Here is a 19,307-nt window from a genome sequence, read left to right on the forward strand (position 1 = left end):
GCTTTTTTAGCTTATGCATGTCCGATAAGGGGTAGAACTTTTAATAGATAACGGTGCCTCCGGCGGCTTTCATAAGCCTGTTCATCACGGCAAGGCCCACTCCCGTATCAGGAAAGGATTCAGAAATGATCATGTCCACCTCTGCTTCATCAAAGCTGCGGAGCGCATCATATAATGAAGAGGCCACCGTTTCAAGATCAGCCCTTTTTCCGCAGACTTTTATAAAATCAGCACGATAAACATCAGCGTTCTCCTCTGTCGTCAGGATACCGATCCGTTTCCCCTGACGTTTATACCCGTCTGCCAGCTCCTGGATTCTTACGGCATCACCTTCTGCGATCGCAAGCGGTGCGGAAGGAGCATAATGTGTATATTTCATTCCCGGAGAAATGGGGGTCTCATCTTCTTCGGTTAACCCTTTATCCACAAGAATCGGCCCGACGATTGATTCAATTTGTTCTTTTGTAACGCCTCCCGGGCGAAGCAGGACGGGCTGCTCTCCCGTGCAGGAAAGAACGGTTGATTCCACTCCGATTCCCGTCGGCCCGCCGTCTACAATGCCGGCGATGCGGCCGTTTAAATCATAGGCCACGTGCTCAGCCTTCGTGGGGCTGGGTTTGCCTGATAAATTGGCGCTCGGCGCTGCGATCGGCAGTCCCGCTGAGCGGATGACGGAAAGCGCCACGGGATGATCCGGCATTCTGACCGCTACCGTGTTAAGTCCCGCGGTGACACGCGGGGACAGCATACCGGGTTTACACGGCAGGACAAGAGTCAGCGCACCCGGCCAAAAATGCCTCATGAGCTTTTCCGCTGTTTCAGGGATATGCCGGATGATACGATCGAGCTGGGCGATGTCCGAAATATGAACGATAAGCGGATTATCGCTCGGCCTTCCTTTCGCTTCGTAAATTTTTGCCACGGCTTCCGTGTTTTCAGCGTTGGCGCCGAGGCCGTAAACAGTTTCTGTCGGAAAAGCCACAACCTCATTTTTACGGAGCAATTCCGCAGCTTGTGTAATTTGTGGATTGTTTGTGGATAATTCAGCCGATGAATCCACAGTCCATCTTCTCGTTTTCATGTATAACCAAACTCCTTATTTTAAAGCGGTAAAACTTTATTTTCTCTCGTATATTCCTTTTGAAAGTATAAAAGATGTCCTTCAATAAAACAAGTGTTATCCACAATATGTGGACAACACTATGCGATACGTGGATAACTATGTGTATAAGTCAGCTGAAGCGGAGCTTTTCACCATTAAAAATGAACCCTTTGTGCGTAATGAATCGCGAAAGTGCTCGGACGCATACAGCTCTTCCGGCACCTCGCCGCACGTTTCAAACCCCATGACATTCAGAAATTCGGCGGATGAGAGCCGGCTTGCCACTAAGTACACATCTTTAATCTGATGTTTTTCACAAAGCACTTCCATACTCTGAAACAGCGTGACAATGTGGCTTTGATTCAGCCTGTCCGACATGACGAGCGAGCGAAGAAGCCCTTTGCCGCCGCTGACTTTTTCGATGCCAAGACATGCCGCAATCTGCTTCTCGCTGTCCTCCAGCATGATAAACCGGCTGACGCTTTGATCAATTTCTGCATGCACTGTGTCAGCCTGTCTCAAAAAGGACTCAAGCGCCTCCGTGTCTTTATCCCTTGCCACTCTCAGCTGATAAAACATACATTTCACCCCGTTTGCATCGTCTCTTTCTTCCAATCTATGAAACGAATCTGATTTTATGCCTCTTCGTTTCAAGAAAACAGGTCAGAGATCCAATCAACGAGGAAAAACTTAACTTCGGTGCCGCCGTCTTCTTTATCGTCTTTTTTAGCCTTATCGGTTTTTTCCTTTAGATCATCAAGAGCTTTTGCCGTCTGCTTCTGCGTTTCTTCCTGCTGCTGTTTTTTGTCCTCTTGGTCTTTTACTGCTTCTCCATTTGAAAAATCAAGGAAACAAAGCGGGGGGAACAGGACGCACCACCAGTTGGCGCCTTCCCCTTCGCCGAGCGTAATCAAAATCGCTTCGTATTTTCCCGCCGGATAAACCATATTGCCGTAAAGCTTTGTCGGAAACGAGATTTTGTTAAAGTCGACCGAAACGGATTGATGCATGCCCTTTTTTTTCATGGTTTCTTTGGCAATTTCCTTAATCTCAGGCAGCTTTGACCGAATAAGACGGCGCGCTTCTTCAATAGAAGTGATATCTTTGACCCAGCCTGTGATCTCTTTATTGACGGCGTCTCTGATCTGGCGTTTGAGCTTTTGATCTTTGTCATCATCGCTGTTTGCCAATATCCGCAGGCGAATTGCTTCATCAGGGATAACAACCGGCTCATTGGCTGATGCCTGTGCCGTTTCTTCTTTTTTCAAACCCGCAAGCGCTCCTGATAATAAAAGAAAGATATATATACAAATCATCATTGTTTGTTTCATCGGTCCCCACCGTTCCTCTCCGTGCTTTTTATTCTAGTCCCATTATGGACAAGGCAGAAAGGGTTTAAACCGGCGGGGAGAAAAAAATCTAGCAAGCTGATAATCTGCGTTTGTACACTCAAAATATGGTACGATATTATTTTGATAGGAGGTTTTTTTGATGAAATATAATTATACCGTGCTGCTGTCGGCAGCCACTATGTCTGTCATTTATTCAATTTTGTACATCCATCAATTTATTATTCCCGCTTTAATCACGATGGCATTTTACTTTTTGTTTCCTTATTTGATTTTTGCGCTGCCGCTTCAATATTACTTGAATAAGAAGCCGAAAAGGTTCCATCCGCTGTATTTCTTCTATTATTTAGCAGCCTCGTTTATTGCCAACTGTATCGTCTTCGGCATTTTGCAGCCATCCGGCCAGTCTTTCTTCAGCAATTCGGCCTTTTATATCTTCGCGGTATTAACAGCCGCTGTGTATTGGGTGTATGACTCTGTCTTGCTGCAAAAACAGCGGCCCGCTACAGAATCATAATAAACAAACAGACGGCAGAAGGAATCGCAGCGAGAAAAAAAGCGGCGGCCATCTTCAAACGGGCTTGCCGTCCTTCTTTTGTTTCCGAATGATAATTCGCCCTCTGCTCTTCTCCGCTGACGGCCAAGCCGGACATAATGATTGACAGCACGATGAGAATGGCTGAAACGGCTCCGAAGATCATGTCAAGCCGTATCGGCAAAATGAAGCCTGCTGCAAAAGCAGCGGCGGCCAGGATACACCCTGCTGCAAAAGCTTTTTTCATTTCGGGGCCCCTTTCATTTTCTTTTCATTGTAACAAAAGCCTGCCGTGTGCGTCACCGGCAGGCTTTCTCGATCATTTGATGACCGCGCATACGGTCCTGTCTTTTCCATTAATGTCCTTCAGCACTTCAACCTCTGCATTCGGAAATGAATGACAGAACAGTTCCTTTACGGCTTTCCCCTGATTATATCCGATTTCAAAAACGACAAGCGCCTTGTCCTTGATGACAAGCGGCAGTTCCTCCATAAAACGCTTATAAAATTTCAAACCGTCACCGCCATCCGTCAGGGCGTGGAGCGGCTCATGGAAGCGGACGATATCCGATAAGCCGGCCATCTCTTCTTCAGAAATATATGGCGGATTTGAAACAATGATGTCTGCTTTTTCACCTGATGTGATAAAAGGGCCGAGCAGGTCTCCTTGAAAAAAGCGTACGTCGGCTCCGAGATTTTCCGCATTTTTTTCTGCCACTTGGAGCGCTTCTTTCGAAATATCCGCTGCGGATACCGAAAGCCGCTCATTTTCAAGCGCAAGCGTCACCGCAATGGCTCCGCTTCCCGTGCCGATATCCAATACACTCAGTCTTTCTTCTGCCGGAAATACAAGCTTTTGTTTTTCCAGCAGATGATAAACCACTTCTTCCGTTTCCGGACGCGGGATCAGGACATCGTCATTCACAAAAAACTCACGGCCATAAAAATGTTCTTTCCCGATAATATATTGGATCGGAATGCCTTCTTTATGCATTTCCACATGCCGTTTGAATCGATAAAGCTCATCTTCCCCGACAGGCTCCCGGAGACTCGCGAGAAGCTTGCTCCGCTCCATGCCTGTATCATTTGACAGCAGCAGCTCGGCCGCGTTTTTTTCTCTTCCCGCTTCGGTTAAATAAGAAGAAGCCCAGCTTAGGGCTTCAAATACGGTCTTCATCTTAATTTTCCGCCTGCTGGAGCTTGCTTGACTGGTCTTCTACGATTAACGCTTCAACCACTTCGTCAAGTTTGCCTTCCAAGATTTGATCCAGCTTTTGAATCGTCAGGCCGATTCTATGATCCGTCACACGGTTTTGCGGGAAATTGTACGTGCGGATACGTTCAGAACGGTCGCCTGAGCCGACAGCTGATTTACGGTTTTGATCGTATTCAGCCTGGGCTTCCTGCTGGAATTTATCATAGACTCTGGCGCGGAGCACTTTCATCGCTTTTTCTTTGTTTTTGATTTGGGACTTTTCATCTTGACAGGATACAACGACACCTGTCGGCAAATGCGTTAAGCGTACGGCTGACATTGTCGTGTTTACACTTTGTCCGCCCGGTCCGCTTGATGCAAACGTATCAACGCGGATGTCCTTTTCATGAATATCCACCTCTACTTCTTCCGCTTCCGGAAGACATGCAACGGTGGCTGTAGAAGTATGGATGCGGCCGCCTGATTCCGTTTCCGGCACACGCTGAACACGGTGCGCTCCGTTTTCATACTTCAGCTTGGAGTAAGCGCCTTTCCCGGTAATCATAAATATGATTTCCTTATAACCGCCCGTACCGGTCACGCTGGCTTCCATTACCTCGGTTTTCCAGCCTTGGACTTCGGCATAACGCGAATACATTCTGTAGAGATTTCCCGCAAACAGTGCGGCTTCTTCTCCGCCCGCGGCCCCGCGAATCTCCATGATAACGTTCTTATCATCGTTCGGGTCTTTCGGAATAAGAAGGACTTTTAATCGCTCTGATAAGGCTGCCGTCTCATCCTGCAATCCGGAGATTTCTTCCTTTACCATGTCTCTCATATCGGCATCAAGCTTTTCCTCAAGCATTGCTTTCGCATCGGCAAGCTGTTCTGATGCGTCTCTGTATTGTCTATAGACATCAACGGTTTCTTGTATATCAGATTGCTCTTTAGAATATTCTCTAAGCTTTTTCGGATCGTTAACGACTTCGGGATCACTTAAAAGCTCATTTAATTTCTCATATCGTTCTTCAATTGACTGTAAACGGTCTAACACGGTCTTCACCTCTGTTTTCCTGTGCGTAACATTATCATTATAGTATAGGGCTTATCACCAGTCAAAAGCAATTCGTCTCTGTTATACTAAAGCAAAAAAGGAGGAACGGATTTGCTGACATCCATCCACCATATAGCAATCATATGCTCTGATTATGAAAAGTCGAAAGCTTTTTATACCGAGACGCTCGGTTTTGAAGTCATTCAAGAAACATACCGTCAGGAGCGCGGGTCATATAAGCTTGATTTGGCTCTCGGCGGATCTTACGTGATTGAGCTGTTTTCCTTCCCCAATCCGCCCGAGCGTCCGACCCGGCCTGAAGCAGCAGGTCTCCGCCACCTTGCCTTCACCGTCAAAAATCTTGAAGACGCCGTCCGGGAACTGAAGGACAAAGGCGTCGAAACAGAACCGGTGAGAACCGACCTTTCACGAGCAGACGGTTTACTTTTTTCTTTGATCCCGACAGGCTTCCCCTTGAACTGTATGAAGCGTAACGTTTTTTGAAGAAAAGCCGCTTTCTTTGGCGAATTCCTTCTTGTTTTGTCTAATGTGAAGGGAACTGCTTCTCATGGTCGAATACCTAGCAGAAAAGGAGGTATGTGATCATGAATACAAACATGGCCGCAAAAGAACTCGGCGTCTCCGCAAAAACGGTGCAAAGGTGGGTCAAGCAGCTGAATCTTCCGGCTGAACGGAATGAGCTTGGACACTATTCCTTTACGGCTGAGGATCTTGACGTGCTGAAATCGGTCAAAAAGCAAATTGCAGAAGGTACGGCGCTTCAGGACATTCAAATCCCCCGGCAGACTAAAAAGCGGGCGGGCTTCATTTTACAAAGGACGACAAGCGGCGGCGCCGAACGCAAATTAGAAGAGCTGGAGCGCAAGCTGGACATCCTCATGAAGGAAAAGCAGGACGAGCGTCAGCTGATGTCGAGAATCGAAGAGCTGGAACGGCAGCTTAAGCAAAAGGCGGATGAAGGGGTTTCTTATCAGCTGCTTCAGCACAGACGGGAAATCGACGACCTCAATGCCGAATTGCAATCATTGGCCTCCCGCATCCAAGAACTTACCCAGGCAGCTCCCCTCTCAGAAACAGCCGCTTCTTCAGAAAATAAGAAACCCAGAAAAAAAACCAGATTCTCACCCTTTAAATTTCAGTTCTAATCAAAAAAAGCTCCCCGGAACAGGGAGCTTTTTATTATGCAGTCAGCGCAATAATAATCGGCAGTGAGATTAATGATAAAATCGCACTGATGACGAACGCAGACGCCGTTTCTTCCTCTTGTTTTTCAAAACGTGTAGCAATCATCGCAGCTACCGCAGAACCAGGGAAGGCAACTAGCAAAATTGCTTTTGTCGTTTGGTCAGCAGGAAGTCCGACCGCAAGAGCAATCAAGTACATCAGCGCTGGCTGAACGGCAACTTTTAACAAAGCGATACCGAAAGCCGGCAGACTGAGTTTGATTTTACGGATACCGACAGTTACACCGACGGCAAAGAGCGCAACACCGGATGTCGTGCTTCCGAGCTGATCAAGCATTTTCTCTCCGAGCGCCGGAAGCGTTACACCGCAAAGCACTAAAATGATACTGATAAGCGGTGCAGCAGCAAGCGGTTCGGAAAGACCGTGAAGAATAGACTTCCCAGTCATTTTCCAGAAACTTTCACTATTCTCATCATGTTTCTTAGATGATTCACCGACAGTAGCGATAATAATCGCAAGCGGATCAAGCATGGCGTTCACCACGATACCCGTTACGGCGATCGGAATCGCTACTTCATTCGCGCCGAATAAGCTGCCCAGTACGGGAATCCCCATAAATGCAAACGTCGGCTGTGCTGAGTTTAAAGAAAATACTGATGAGTTCGTTAAATCATACTTAAAGATAAATTTACAAACCAGCAGGATTACGATATAAAATCCGACGATCCCGATGATCAAAGCGACCATCAAAGGAACCTGTGATAAAAATGCACTTCGTGAAGTGGTTAAAATACCGGCGATAAAATGTGCCGGAAGCGCGTATTTCGTAACTAAGGTACTTACCCCTTTTGCTGACTTCGCATCGTAACTTCCGAATCGACCTGCGAACCATCCCAGCACGATCACGAAAAAGATCGGTGCCAGGAGGATTAAAATATCTAAGAAGCTCAAAGTGTTCTCCTCCAAATCCTTAATGTCCGTATACTTTAGCCTTTAGTAAAAAGCTTTCCCTCGGACTGTAAAATTAATCGTTAAATTATTTTGCGACAACTTTTTTGTATTTCGGTGCCCACATCGCGTCAAGCACTGCTTGTTTCACATCTTCAGGCTTGCGGTTTGCAACGCCTTCTTTAATGGCAGCTTCCGCTACAGCAATAGCTACTTTAATTGATACTTCTTGCAAGTTATCAATGCTTGGCAGAAGGCCTGCACCAGGTGTTTCAAAATCAACGCTTTCTGCAATTGCATCAGCAGTTGCCGCGAACATTGCAGGAGTAATCACTTTCGCTTCCGCTACGATTGAACCAAGACCAAGTCCAGGGAACGCAAACGCGTTGTTAGATTGTCCGATTTCATGAGAAACGCCATTATACTCTACATTGTCAAACGGGCTTCCTGTTGCTACAAGCACTTTGCCGTCAGTCCATTTGAACAGATCACTAGGAACGGCTTCAGCAAGCGGTGTCGGGTTAGACATCGGCATAATAACCGGACGCTCAACATGTTTCGCCATTTCTTTGACGATTTCTTCACTGAAAGCGCCGCTTTGGCCTGATGTACCGATTAAGATTGTCGGTTTCGCTTGGCGGATGACTTCAATGAAAGGAATTTCGCCTTTTTCGTTGCGTTCCCAATCTTTAATTTCTTCAGCTGTGCGCAAGTACGGCTGTTGGAAATCAAGAATGTCTTCCATGCCTTCTACTAACAGGCCTCTGTAGTCCATTGTGTAGAATGCTTTGTTTGCTTCTTCTTCAGAAAGGCCCGCAAGCACCATTGTGTCGCGAATTTGGTCAGCGATTCCGATTCCGGCAGAACCCGCGCCAAAGACCACCACGCGCTGATCTTTAATAGATGCGCCCGTTTTCTTCATAGCTGCAAGCACACCCGCAAGTGTAATCGCGCCGGTACCTTGAATATCATCATTGAATGTAAGGATTTCATGATTGTATTTTTTCATGATATTGCGTGCATTTCTGTTTCCAAGGTCTTCCCAGTGAAGAAGAGCTTTAGGGAAATATTTCAGCGCAGCTTTCACGTAAGCGTCAATGAATGCTTCGTAACGTTCGCCTTGAATACGTTCATGGCGGTTACCGATGTATAATGGATCGTTCAGAAGTTTTTCATTGTTTGTACCGACGTCAAGAACAACTGGGATTACACGGCTTGGGTCAATACCGGCAGCAGCTGTGTAAACGGCTAATTTACCGATGGCGATGTTGATTCCGCCTACGCCCCAGTCACCGATTCCAAGAATGCTTTCTGAATCAGTCGCAACGATAAGATCGATATCGCCGGCAGTCGCATGAAGGTTTTCAAACGCTTGTTCAATTCCTTCCACATTATCGATAGAAAGGTAAATTCCTTGAGGTCTTCTGTACTCATGGCTGTATTCTTGAATCGCTTCACCGACAGTCGGCGTGTAAACAACCGGCAGCATTTCACGAAGATGGTTTTTCAACAATTTAAAGAAAAGAACTTCGTTGCGGTTTTGCAAATCGTTCAAATACACGTTTTGGCGAAGGCGGTCCGGCTGAGCCAAGAACTGCTCGTACGCACGTTTTGCCTGCTCGTCAAGTGAAAGCACTGTCGGAGGAAGAAGTCCGTCTAATCCAAGGCTTTGTCTTTCCTCTGCTGAGAATGCAACACCTTTATTTAAAGTAGGAATAGATAAAACTTCTTTGCCTCTTAAAGTAGTTTCTAAGTTGCCTTCCTTCGTTACTTTAATATTATTCAAGAAAATCTCCTTCTTTCATCAAATAGTTAACAAAGTTAAGTAATTACCCGTTTTGGCTAGTGCGATCATGATCTGCTATATGTTTTTTTGACAATTATTCGAACAATGTCTCATAACTATTTACATTACTTAGTCATTTTATGCCTGTAAAAATGAAAATTCAAGGGAAGAAAATTACTTAATTTTTTCATACTCTTTTTTAAGTTATTTAACTACAATTTTTGAAAAAACGTCAAAAAAACACCGGCTTATTTACCGATGTTTTCATGAAAAGGGTTATTTATCTGTCTGTTTTTTCGGCACCTTATGATGATGTCTGCATCTTGCTTCATATGACTCTGATGCGCCGACTAATATGACCGGATCATCATAGGAAGCGGGCTGCCCGTCTATTAAACGCTGCGTCCGGCTTGCCGGCGAACCGCAGACGGAGCAGACCGCTTGCAGCTTCGTCACCAATTCTGCCATCGCCATAAGGTTCGGAACAACGCCGAACGGCTCTCCCCTGAAATCCATATCAAGGCCTGCTGCAATGACGCGGTAGCCTTTATCGGCAAGCAATGACAAGTCATCAATGATAGACTCATCGAAAAACTGCACTTCATCCACCGCGATCACGTCTGTGCTTTCACTGATATGATCCCATATCTCAGCAGAAGACGAGATGACATGGCTTGTCATCGATGTTCCGTTATGGGAAACGACGGCCTCCTCGCTGTAGCGATTATCAATGGCGGGTTTAAACACCTTCACTTCCTGCTTCGCATATGTCGCTCTTTTCACCCTGCGGATCAGCTCTTCTGACTTCCCAGAGAACATGCTGCCGCATATCAGCTCAAGCCACCCGCTTTGCTTCATTATGTACATAGGCTTTCCGCTCCCCTTTTCTGATTTATGGACACAAAAAACAGGCAAGAAGTGCTTCTTGCCTGCTTGAAAAATCTATTATTACTTAAGACCGTATTTTTTGTTAAAGCGATCAACACGACCATCAGCAGAAGCGAATTTTTGACGGCCAGTGTAGAATGGGTGGCATTCAGAGCAAATCTCAACGCGTACCTCTTCTTTTACTGAGCCTGTTTCAAATTCATTTCCGCAAGCGCATTTAACTGTTGCTTTTTTGAAATTAGGATGAATTCCTGCTTTCATTGTATCCATCTCCTTCCGCCCTGAATCCCGTGTGGAAACAGAGTTATTATTCCGGAAAATGTCCGAAACGCATATGAGAGAATTATATCAGTCATTTACTGCATTTGCAAATACATTTTTTGTATCAGCGGCGGGCAGATGATGAGAGATTCGCCTGCTTCCATTCTTGGTTGATCAAATCAAAAAACTCTTGATTCGTTTTCGTTTTTCTCATTTTTCTCATAAACTTTTCTGCGAAATCCGGAGAATCTGACATCGTTTTGCGGATCGCCCACAAACGGTCAAGATGCTCTTTCGGCACGAGCAGCTCTTCCTTCCGCGTACCGGAGCGTCGGATGTCGATGGCAGGGAAAATCCGTCTTTCCGCAAGTGAACGGTCAAGGTGAAGCTCCATGTTGCCCGTTCCTTTGAACTCTTCATAAATGACGTCGTCCATACGTGAGCCTGTATCTACGAGAGCCGTCGCTAAAATGGTCAGACTGCCGCCCTCTTCGATATTTCTCGCGGCACCGAAGAAACGCTTCGGACGATGGAACGCCGCCGGGTCAATACCGCCGGAAAGCGTCCGTCCGCTTGGCGGGATGACAAGGTTGTATGCGCGTGCCAGGCGGGTAATGCTGTCCATCAAAATGACGACATCTTTTTTGTGTTCAACAAGGCGCATCGCCCGTTCAAGCACAAGCTCGGCCACCTTAATATGGTTTTCCGGCACTTCATCAAACGTTGAGCTGACAACATCGCCCGCAACGGAACGTTCAATATCCGTCACTTCTTCCGGTCTTTCGTCAATTAAGAGAACGATCAGTTCAGCGTCAGGCTGATTTGTCGTAATGCTGTTAGCGATTTCTTTTAACAGCATGGTTTTACCGGCTTTCGGCGGCGCCACAATTAAACCGCGCTGGCCGAAGCCGACCGGAGCCATCATATCGAGAATTCTTGTGGATAGATAATTCGGTTTTGTTTCCAGAACCATTTGCCGATCCGGATAAAGCGGAGTAAGCGCAGGGAAATGAACACGCTCTTTAGCAGATTCCGGATCATCACCGTTTACCGCTTCAACGTGCAAAAGTCCATAGTAGCGTTCATTTTCTTTCGGCGGGCGGACCTTGCCTGATACTTTGTCACCGTTTCTTAAGTCGAAGCGGCGGATTTGAGAAGCAGAAATGTAGATGTCTTCTGAGCTTGGCGAGTAATTAATCGGTCTCAGAAAGCCGAACCCTTCTGATTGGATGATTTCGAGCACGCCTTCCATAAACAGAAGATCTTCTTGCTCCGCGTTGGCTTTTAAAATCGCAAAGATTAATTCTTTTTTGGTCAGTTTGCTGTAGTAGGATATTTTATAATGTCTTGCAAGTTCATATAGCTCTTTTAATTTCATATTTTCCAAAGAGGAAATAGATACGTCTTTCATAAAAACACCACGCTTTTCATAGTCAATATATTACTGTTTTCATTCAGGTTGGCTGCTTTGCATGATTCCGCCAAAGCACATTCTTTTATAAACGGTCAGGAACTTCTATCGGTAACACTTCCACCCATGATCGGCGCTTTTCTTTAAAAGGAATGTCTTAATGAGTTTTGAAAGGAAGCGAGGACAAAAACTTGAGAAGATCAATATTTATATCGTCTGTATGCGGTAGAATTTGAAAATTTCCCAGTACTCAAAAGAAGGAATTACACAGAAAATCGCAGCACTCTTTATTTTTACCTCATTTCAAAAAATTATTCAACTTAAATAATGTTTTGACATACAAATGATAGGGTTGACTCTTTTTTGCAAAAGAAAAGCGGGACTTTCGTTCCCGCTTTTTCTCTCTATTATGGCCGGATAACAAGGTTTGGTTTTTTCTTCAGGCTGTGTCTTCCGTCAACAAATCGGACCGTGCCTGATTTTGCCCGGATGACCAAGCTTTCCGTTGTGCCGACGGAGCCTTTGAACTGAACGCCTTTCAAAAGCTCGCCGTCCGTTACGCCTGTAGCGGCGAAAATGGCGTCGTCCCCTCTGACAAGGTCTTCCATGCGGAGCACTCTTGAAACATCGAGGCCCATTCGTTCACAGCGTGCTTTTTCTTCATCACTTTGCGGCAGAAGCCTGCCGATGATTTCTCCGCCGAGCGCTTTTAAAGCGACGGCGGACAGCACGCCCTCAGGCGCTCCGCCTGATCCGAAGAGAATATCCACGCCTGTGTGGTCGAACGCCGTGTTGATGGCGCCCGCGACATCACCGTCGTTGATCAGTTTGATCCTGGCGCCCGCCTCACGCAATTCAGAAATGATTTTTTCGTGTCTGTCACGGTTTAAAATCGTTGCTACGACATCTTCAATGTCTTTGTTTTTCGCCTTTGCAACGGCTTTTAAGTTATCAATGACAGGAGCTTCGATATCAATGCAGCCTACAGCTTCAGGGCCGACCGCGATTTTTTCCATGTACATGTCAGGAGCGTTTAACAGCGTTCCGTGGTCAGCGACCGCGATCACTGTAAGCGCATTCCATCCGCCGCTGGCTAAGATGTTTGTGCCTTCAAGCGGATCGACGGCCACGTCGACGCGAGGGCCGTAGCCGTTGCCGAGCTTTTCGCCGATGTAAAGCATCGGCGCCTCATCCATCTCGCCTTCCCCGATCACAACAGTGCCTTTCATCGGCACTGTGTCAAACACGTCACGCATTGCACTTGTCGCCGCATCATCGGCTTCATCTTTTTTTCCCCGGCCCATCCATCTGGCGGATGCTAAAGCCGCAGCCTCTGTGACGCGAACCAATTCCATTGATAAACTTCTTTCCATTTCAACACGAACTCCTCTCAAAAGTCAGCATTTCTATGAATTTTGCAGCTGTTCTATCTCTTCGTCTGTCAGTCTTTCCCGCCAGATTGTGGCGCCCAGGCCTTCAAGTTTTTTCTCAAGGTTGCTGTAACCGCGGTCCAGATGCTCAAGACCCGTAATTTCGGTTACGCCGTCAGCCATCAGCCCGGCTACGACCAAGCACGCGCCGGCACGCAGATCGCTCGCCTTTACCTTTGCGCCCTGCAGCTCGACAGGACCGGTGATGATCGCCGATCTTCCTTCTACCTTCATGTTGGCGCCCATCCGTCTCAGCTCATCAATGTGTTTGAATCTTGCCGAGTAGATAGTGTCCGTCACGACACTCGTGCCGCTGGCTTTAGTCAAAAGAGATGTCATCGGCTGCTGCAGATCAGTCGGGAAACCCGGGTATACAAGCGTTTTCACATCAACGGGCTTAATGTGCTTCTGTCCGCCGAGCATGAGCAGCTGGTCGTTACTCGTCTCAATGTGAAAACCCATTTCCCTCAGCTTTGACGTTAATGACTCGAGATGGGTCGGAATCACATTATCAATAATGACTTCTTTCCCCATCGCCGCGCCGGCAATCATGAAGGTGCCTGCTTCGATTCTGTCCGGGATGATGGTGTGCCTGCATCCGTGCAGCTCTTTAACACCGTCAATTCTGATCACATTGGTCCCCGCACCTTTGATTTTAGCGCCCATGCTGGTGAGCAATGTGGCAACATCAATAATTTCAGGTTCCTTGGCGGCATTTTCTATCACGGTTTTCCCTTCAGCCAGTACAGCGGCGAGCATGATATTAATCGTTGCCCCGACGCTGACGACATCCAGATAAATTCGGGCGCCTTTCAGCCTTTCGGCACGAAGATAAATGGCCCCTTGTTCATTCGTGACCTCAGCTCCCAGCGCCTCAAATCCTTTAATGTGCTGGTCAATCGGCCGCGGCCCGAGATGGCATCCGCCCGGAAGTCCGATAACCGCCTGTTTAAAGCGGCCGAGCATCGCACCCATCAAATAATAGGAAGCGCGGAGTTTCTTCACTTTACCGTTCGGAAGCGGCATGCTGATCATCGCGGAAGGGTCTACGACCATCTCTCCATTTTCGAAATGGACGTTTCCGCCGATTTCTTTCAGCAGGTCACGCAGCGTTTCAATATCTGAGATCTCCGGAAGCCCTTCAATCGTCACTTCGGAATTTGCCAGAATGGTTGCGGGTATCAATGCGACGGCGCTGTTTTTCGCGCCGCTGATATGTACGGTTCCGTTTAACGGGTCGCCGCCGGCAATATTCAACTTTTCCATGATAGTCTCCTTCCATAAGAAGATAGCTGCGGAGCGTAAATAAAATGGCATTTTATTCTGTCTCTGCAAATAAAGCTCTTGTCCAAAATGTAGCCAATTCGAAGAGAAAGAATACAAGGACATTATAAAATATCAGGAAGAAAATAGCGAAGCTTTGCGGGGATTTTTTCACAGGATGTACAGAGAACCGCCGGCTTTATCATTCCGGGGAAACGCACTCTTCACTTCGATATCAGCTTGAAGGCCCGCTGTAAAACAGGGAAAATAAGGTGCGGCAAACGGAAGGATCCGGTTTGCCGCCCTTTTCGCCCTTATTTATTCCAGTCTGCCAGGAATTGCTCGATGCCTTTATCCGTTAACGGGTGTTTTGTCAGCTGATGAATGACTTTCAGCGGCATTGTACCGATATGCGCACCGCGTAAAGCTGCCTCTGTCACGTGCTGTGCATGACGGATGGAAGCTGCGATGATTTGCGTACCGATTTCGTGCACGTCGAAAATCTGTCTGATTTCCGAAATCAGCTCAAGACCGTTATGGCCGATATCATCCAGACGGCCTAAGAACGGAGATACGTAAGTGGCTCCTGCTCTTGCCGCCAGCAGCGCTTGGTTGGCGCTGAAAATGAGAGTGACGTTTGTCTTGATGTTTAAATCGCTCAGCGCTTTTACGGCTTTTAAGCCTTCGGAGGTCATCGGGATTTTCACCGTGATGTTCGGCGCGATTTTCGCTAATTCTTTCCCCTCTTCAATCATTTCTTCAGCATTTAAAGAAATGACCTCGGCGCTTACGGATCCTTTCACCACTTCTGTAATTTCACGAAGTCTGTCATGGAAAGACACGTTGGCTTCTTTTGCTACTAAACTTGGGTTTGTCGTGACTCCGGCAAGAACGCCCAGTTCGTTCGCTTCTTTAATTTCGTCAATGTTAGCTGTATCAATGAAAAATAACATTAGGAAAGCCTCCCCAGTAAAGAAATTTTCAGAACTGTAAAACATGATTGCGCTTTCTAAAGATAGACATAAAACCGCCTGTCAAAGCTGTCAGGCGGTTATTGATGTTACAATCGGATTAAGCTTGGTTTGAAGAACCGAACTCACGCATTTTACCGATAACCGTTTCTTTGATCGCGTCACGAGCCGGTCCAAGATATTTACGAGGATCGTATTCGTTCGGCTTAGCTGCCAATGTGTCGCGCACAGCTTTAGCAGAAGAAATTTGGTTTTCAGTGTTTACGTTGATTTTAGCCGTACCAAGTGAGATAGATTTTTTAATATCGGCAGTCGGGATACCTGTACCGCCGTGAAGAACTAACGGAAGGCCAGTTGACTTACCGATGTCTTCCATTTCTTTGAATCCAAGGTTTGGTTCGCCTTTGTAAGGGCCGTGAACTGAACCTAATGCAGGTGCAAGGCAGTCGATGCCAGTGCGTTCAACAAGCTCTTGGCACTCTTTAGGGTCAGCGTAGATAACGCCTTCTGCGATGACATCATCTTCTTGTCCGCCGACAGTTCCAAGCTCTGCTTCAACTGACACACCGTGGAAATGAGCAAGCTCAACCACTTTAGCAGTAGTCGCTACGTTTTCCTCGAACGGATGGTGTGATGCGTCGATCATAACAGAAGTGAAACCTGCATGAATCGCTTTCGCGCAAGATTCAAAGCTTGAACCGTGGTCTAAGTGAATTGCGACAGGAACCGTCACTTTGTATTCTTCCATCAGTGCCTTAACCATGGCCACGACTGTTTTAAAGCCGCCCATGTAGCGTCCCGCACCTTCTGAAACACCAAGAATAACCGGGGATTTTTCCTCTTGTGCTGCTTGTAAAATCGCTTGAGTGAACTCAAGGTTATTTAAGTTAAATTGTCCAACAGCATATCCTTTTTCTTTAGCTGTATTCAACATTTCCGTCATTGAAACTAAAGGCATGTCGAAAGTCCTCCTTATGTAGCCTGATTTGCTTCTTGCGAAAAAAGCTTTCCACCCTATAGCATGACCATAAAAGCCTGTCATATGTAAAACAACAGATCGCTTTTTCTCCATCTCTAGGATACCAACTTTTCGACAAATGGGCAACACAATGACCTTCAATTATTTCTAATTTTATTAATTCGATTTTAGAGGTAAATATTTTTTCACCGCATCCCTGATTTCGTCAATATCAAAAGGTTTTGCGAAATGCGTCAGGGCGCCGAGCTCTTTTGATTCTTGAATCATATCAAGTTCTCCGTAAGCGGTCATTATGATTACGCGGATTGAGTCGTCAATCATTTTCATGCGCCTCAGGATCTCGATGCCGTCCATGCCGGGGATTTTCATATCCAAAAGGACGAGGTCCGGCCGTTCCTTCGTCACGATGTCAAGAGCCTGAATGCCGTTGGCGGCCTGAAACGTCTGGTACCCTTCTTTATTAAATACTTCATTCAGCAATATACGAATACCGTATTGATCATCTACGATTAAAATCTTTTCATTCATCATTTTACACCCCAATATTATCATTTTCGTCAAAAGGAAGCAGTCGTTTATGTATTCTGTTTGATTTTCGCATTTCCTTTAATTATAATAGTCTACTTTCCGACATTTTCTGAGGATTTTCTCTTTTGTTGTATACTGATCTTGTATGTGTTAAGGAGGTTTCACTCATGTTAAAGATATTCACGACGCAGCTTGCGGGCATTTTTTCCCGCATTCAGGATAAGGAATCTGATGCGATTGAAGACGGTGCGCGATTATTGGCGCAGGCAGCCGTCAGCGGGCATTCGATTTATTTATATGGCGCAAATGAGATGCAGGGCATTTTGTGCGAGGCGGAACTCGGCTCCGAGCCGCTGCCGTCTGTCAAAGCATTTCCGGAAACAGCTGAGGCGATTACCGAAAGCGACAGGGTGCTGATGTTCTGTTCAGATCCGGGCACTGCCGGGGAACAGGCGCTGGCTGAAGAGCTTTATGAAAAGGGCGTCGGCCTCGTATGCGTGTCTCCTATTGTGAAAGGCCAGCCCGGAATCGAAGCGTTTTGCGATGTTCATATTGACAGCAAATTAAAAATGCCCCTTCTGCCTGATGAGGACGGAACAAGATACGGCTTTCCTTCTTTAATGACGGGGCTGTATGTCTATCATGCACTGTCATTTACATTAAAGGAAATGCTGCAGGAATATGCCTGATACAGAAAAAAAGACTTGCCGCTTATTACGACGGCAAGTCTTTTTTTGATTACTTCTGTTCTGCAGCTTGTACGGAAGCGCCGATAAAGTCTTTGAACAAAGGCTGCGGTCTTGTCGGTCTTGATTTGAATTCCGGATGGAATTGGCAAGCCACATACCAAGGGTGATCTTTCAGCTCGATAATTTCCACAAGTCGTCCGTCAGGGCTTGTGCCGGAGAAGACAAAACCGCTGTCTTCCATTTGCTGTCTGAATTCGTTGTTGAATTCATAACGGTGGCGGTGGCGTTCATATACCACTTCATCCGCATACGCTTCATAAGCTTTCGTGCCTTCTTGAAGCTTACAAGGGTAAAGTCCGAGACGAAGCGTTCCTCCAAGGTCCTCCACATCTTTCTGTTCAGGCAGAAGGTCGATAATCGGATAAGGAGAAGACGGATCAATCTCAGCGGAATGAGCGCCTTTCAGGCCTAGTACATTTCTTGCATATTCAATGGATGCGATCTGCATGCCTAAGCAAATGCCGAAGAACGGAACTTTATGTTCACGCGCATAGCGGGCAGCGATGATTTTTCCTTCTACACCGCGGTCCCCGAAGCCGCCCGGAACGATAATTCCGTCTGTGCCGCTTGTCAGCTCTTGAATATTGCTTTCTGTCACTTCTTCAGCGTTAATCCATTTGACTTTCACATCCGCATCAAATGCATATCCAGCGTGGCGAAGCGACTCAACTACAGAAATGTAGGCGTCCTGAAGCTCTACGTATTTTCCGACAAGGCCGATTGTAATCGTTTTGGACAAGTTCTTCACTTTGCTTACAAGGCCTTTCCACTCGGTCATATCGGCCTCTCTGCACTCTAATTTCATATGTTCGCAGACAAGCTTATCGAGTCCTTGCTCCTGAAGGTTGAGCGGAATGGAGTAGAGGTTGTCCGCGTCTTCACATTCAATAACCGCTTTCGTATCGATGTCGCAGAAAAGCGCGATTTTATCTTTCATATCTTGAGAAATCGGCATTTCCGTCCGAACGACGATAATATTCGGCTGAATGCCTAAGCTTCTCAATTCTTTCACGCTGTGCTGCGTCGGTTTCGTTTTCAGCTCGCCCGCAGCTTTGATGTAAGGAACAAGCGTACAGTGAATGTACATGACATTTTCACGGCCGATGTCGCTTTTCATTTGACGGATCGCTTCGAGGAACGGAAGAGATTCGATGTCTCCGACTGTTCCGCCGATTTCCGTAATGACGACATCCGCATTTGTTTCTTTGCCGGCACGGTAGACTCGGTCTTTCAATTCATTTGTGATGTGCGGAATGACCTGCACCGTTCCGCCGAGATAATCGCCGCGGCGTTCTTTTTTCAGAACAGCAGAATAGATTTTCCCAGTTGTGACGTTGCTGAATTTGTTCAGGTTAATGTCAATGAAGCGCTCATAATGGCCTAAGTCAAGGTCAGTCTCTGCGCCGTCATCCGTAACAAAAACCTCTCCGTGCTGGTACGGGCTCATCGTTCCCGGGTCAACGTTAATATAAGGGTCGAATTTTTGGATGGTGACGTTCATGCCTCTGTTTTTCAGCAGGCGCCCCAGTGATGCAGCTACAATTCCCTTTCCGAGTGAAGATACAACTCCCCCGGTTACAAAAATATATTTCGTCATTTCGTTTGCTCCTCTCTTCGGTCTTTACACATTCCTTAAAATGTACCGTTTTATA

General features: G+C 46.5%; 20 protein-coding genes and 2 pseudogenes. 4 read left to right on the top strand and 18 right to left on the bottom strand.

The features are described from left to right. Nucleotides 1–40: 40 nt before the first annotated feature. From KY305_RS02980 to spoIIR, 3 genes are all read right to left on the bottom strand, one after another. Nucleotides 41–1,081: an L-threonylcarbamoyladenylate synthase gene (locus KY305_RS02980; protein WP_223061283.1), complete on the bottom strand. Its 1,041-nt coding sequence runs from the start codon at nt 1,079–1,081 to the stop codon at nt 41–43. A 138-nt stretch (nt 1,082–1,219) separates the two neighbouring features. Then, nucleotides 1,220–1,681, bottom strand: coding sequence for a GNAT family N-acetyltransferase (locus KY305_RS02985; RefSeq protein WP_223061284.1), 462 nt, complete (start codon nt 1,679–1,681; stop codon nt 1,220–1,222). A gap of 71 nt (nt 1,682–1,752) precedes the next feature. After that, complete coding sequence (spoIIR, locus tag KY305_RS02990; protein ID WP_223061285.1) at nt 1,753–2,433, bottom strand: stage II sporulation protein R; 681 nt, start codon at nt 2,431–2,433, stop codon at nt 1,753–1,755. Nucleotides 2,434–2,593: 160 nt separating this feature from the next. Here spoIIR and KY305_RS02995 point away from each other — a divergent pair, with 160 nt between their 5' ends. Continuing rightward, nucleotides 2,594–2,968, top strand: coding sequence for a UPF0715 family protein (locus KY305_RS02995; RefSeq protein WP_223061286.1), 375 nt, complete (start codon nt 2,594–2,596; stop codon nt 2,966–2,968). Here KY305_RS02995 and KY305_RS03000 read toward each other — a convergent pair. From KY305_RS03000 to prfA, 3 genes are all read right to left on the bottom strand, one after another. After that, nucleotides 2,955–3,233, bottom strand: a complete 279-nt coding sequence (locus tag KY305_RS03000; protein WP_223061287.1) for a DUF5316 family protein — start codon at nt 3,231–3,233, stop codon at nt 2,955–2,957. The two genes, KY305_RS02995 and KY305_RS03000, sit on opposite strands and share 14 nt — an antisense overlap. A gap of 72 nt (nt 3,234–3,305) precedes the next feature. Further along, nucleotides 3,306–4,163: a peptide chain release factor N(5)-glutamine methyltransferase gene (prmC, locus tag KY305_RS03005; protein WP_223061288.1), complete on the bottom strand. Its 858-nt coding sequence runs from the start codon at nt 4,161–4,163 to the stop codon at nt 3,306–3,308. A gap of 1 nt (nt 4,164) precedes the next feature. Continuing rightward, nucleotides 4,165–5,235 carry a peptide chain release factor 1 gene (gene prfA, locus KY305_RS03010; protein ID WP_214803059.1) on the bottom strand — a complete coding sequence of 357 codons (1,071 nt, stop codon included), beginning with the start codon at nt 5,233–5,235 and terminating at the stop codon, nt 4,165–4,167. Between the two features lie 111 nt (nt 5,236–5,346). Between prfA and gloA2 the strand changes: the two are divergent. Both gloA2 and racA read left to right on the top strand, forming a co-directional pair. Beyond that, a pseudogene (gene gloA2 / locus KY305_RS03015) lies at nt 5,347–5,729 on the top strand (SMU1112c/YaeR family gloxylase I-like metalloprotein). A gap of 111 nt (nt 5,730–5,840) precedes the next feature. After that, nucleotides 5,841–6,401: a chromosome-anchoring protein RacA gene (gene racA, locus KY305_RS03020; protein WP_223061289.1), complete on the top strand. Its 561-nt coding sequence runs from the start codon at nt 5,841–5,843 to the stop codon at nt 6,399–6,401. A 34-nt stretch (nt 6,402–6,435) separates the two neighbouring features. On the opposite strand, the gene KY305_RS03025 is transcribed toward racA, so the two are convergent. From KY305_RS03025 to spo0F, 11 genes and pseudogenes are all read right to left on the bottom strand, one after another. Then, nucleotides 6,436–7,392, bottom strand: coding sequence for an AEC family transporter (locus KY305_RS03025; protein WP_214802113.1), 957 nt, complete (start codon nt 7,390–7,392; stop codon nt 6,436–6,438). A gap of 85 nt (nt 7,393–7,477) precedes the next feature. Beyond that, complete coding sequence (gene malS, locus KY305_RS03030; protein ID WP_214813081.1) at nt 7,478–9,175, bottom strand: oxaloacetate-decarboxylating malate dehydrogenase; 1,698 nt, start codon at nt 9,173–9,175, stop codon at nt 7,478–7,480. Between the two features lie 276 nt (nt 9,176–9,451). Then, complete coding sequence (locus tag KY305_RS03035; RefSeq protein ID WP_214813083.1) at nt 9,452–10,042, bottom strand: thymidine kinase; 591 nt, start codon at nt 10,040–10,042, stop codon at nt 9,452–9,454. Between the two features lie 81 nt (nt 10,043–10,123). Beyond that, complete coding sequence (gene rpmE, locus KY305_RS03040) at nt 10,124–10,324, bottom strand: 50S ribosomal protein L31 (protein WP_003151132.1); 201 nt, start codon at nt 10,322–10,324, stop codon at nt 10,124–10,126. A gap of 124 nt (nt 10,325–10,448) precedes the next feature. Then, nucleotides 10,449–11,735: a transcription termination factor Rho gene (gene rho, locus KY305_RS03045; RefSeq protein WP_223061290.1), complete on the bottom strand. Its 1,287-nt coding sequence runs from the start codon at nt 11,733–11,735 to the stop codon at nt 10,449–10,451. Nucleotides 11,736–11,833: 98 nt separating this feature from the next. After that, nucleotides 11,834–11,940, bottom strand: a pseudogene (locus KY305_RS19865) (hypothetical protein); the annotation flags it as partial. A gap of 202 nt (nt 11,941–12,142) precedes the next feature. Continuing rightward, nucleotides 12,143–13,108 (bottom strand): class II fructose-bisphosphatase, encoded by a 966-nt coding sequence (glpX, locus tag KY305_RS03050; protein ID WP_223061291.1) that lies wholly within the window; start codon nt 13,106–13,108, stop codon nt 12,143–12,145. A 33-nt stretch (nt 13,109–13,141) separates the two neighbouring features. Beyond that, the gene (locus tag KY305_RS03055) at nt 13,142–14,431 is read right to left on the bottom strand and encodes a UDP-N-acetylglucosamine 1-carboxyvinyltransferase (protein ID WP_223061292.1); all 1,290 of its coding nucleotides are present in this window, start codon (nt 14,429–14,431) and stop codon (nt 13,142–13,144) included. A gap of 311 nt (nt 14,432–14,742) precedes the next feature. Further along, on the bottom strand, nt 14,743–15,381 hold the full coding sequence (gene fsa, locus KY305_RS03060; protein WP_214802095.1) for a fructose-6-phosphate aldolase: 639 nt from the start codon (nt 15,379–15,381) through the stop codon (nt 14,743–14,745). Between the two features lie 118 nt (nt 15,382–15,499). Further along, nucleotides 15,500–16,357 carry a class II fructose-bisphosphate aldolase gene (locus KY305_RS03065; protein ID WP_223061293.1) on the bottom strand — a complete coding sequence of 286 codons (858 nt, stop codon included), beginning with the start codon at nt 16,355–16,357 and terminating at the stop codon, nt 15,500–15,502. Between the two features lie 177 nt (nt 16,358–16,534). After that, nucleotides 16,535–16,909, bottom strand: a complete 375-nt coding sequence (gene spo0F / locus KY305_RS03070) for a response regulator (RefSeq protein ID WP_214802092.1) — start codon at nt 16,907–16,909, stop codon at nt 16,535–16,537. Between the two features lie 164 nt (nt 16,910–17,073). Between spo0F and KY305_RS03075 the strand changes: the two genes are divergently transcribed. Further along, entirely contained in the window at nt 17,074–17,595 is a 522-nt protein-coding gene (locus tag KY305_RS03075; protein WP_223061294.1) for a DUF2529 domain-containing protein, read from the top strand. A gap of 49 nt (nt 17,596–17,644) precedes the next feature. Here KY305_RS03075 and pyrG read toward each other — a convergent pair whose 3' ends face one another. Continuing rightward, on the bottom strand, nt 17,645–19,252 hold the full coding sequence (gene pyrG / locus KY305_RS03080; RefSeq protein WP_061522507.1) for a glutamine hydrolyzing CTP synthase: 1,608 nt from the start codon (nt 19,250–19,252) through the stop codon (nt 17,645–17,647). Nucleotides 19,253–19,307 lie beyond the last annotated feature (55 nt).

Origin of the sequence: Bacillus sp. YC2, assembly GCF_019891195.1 — a bacterium.
GTDB lineage: Bacteria > Bacillota > Bacilli > Bacillales > Bacillaceae > Bacillus.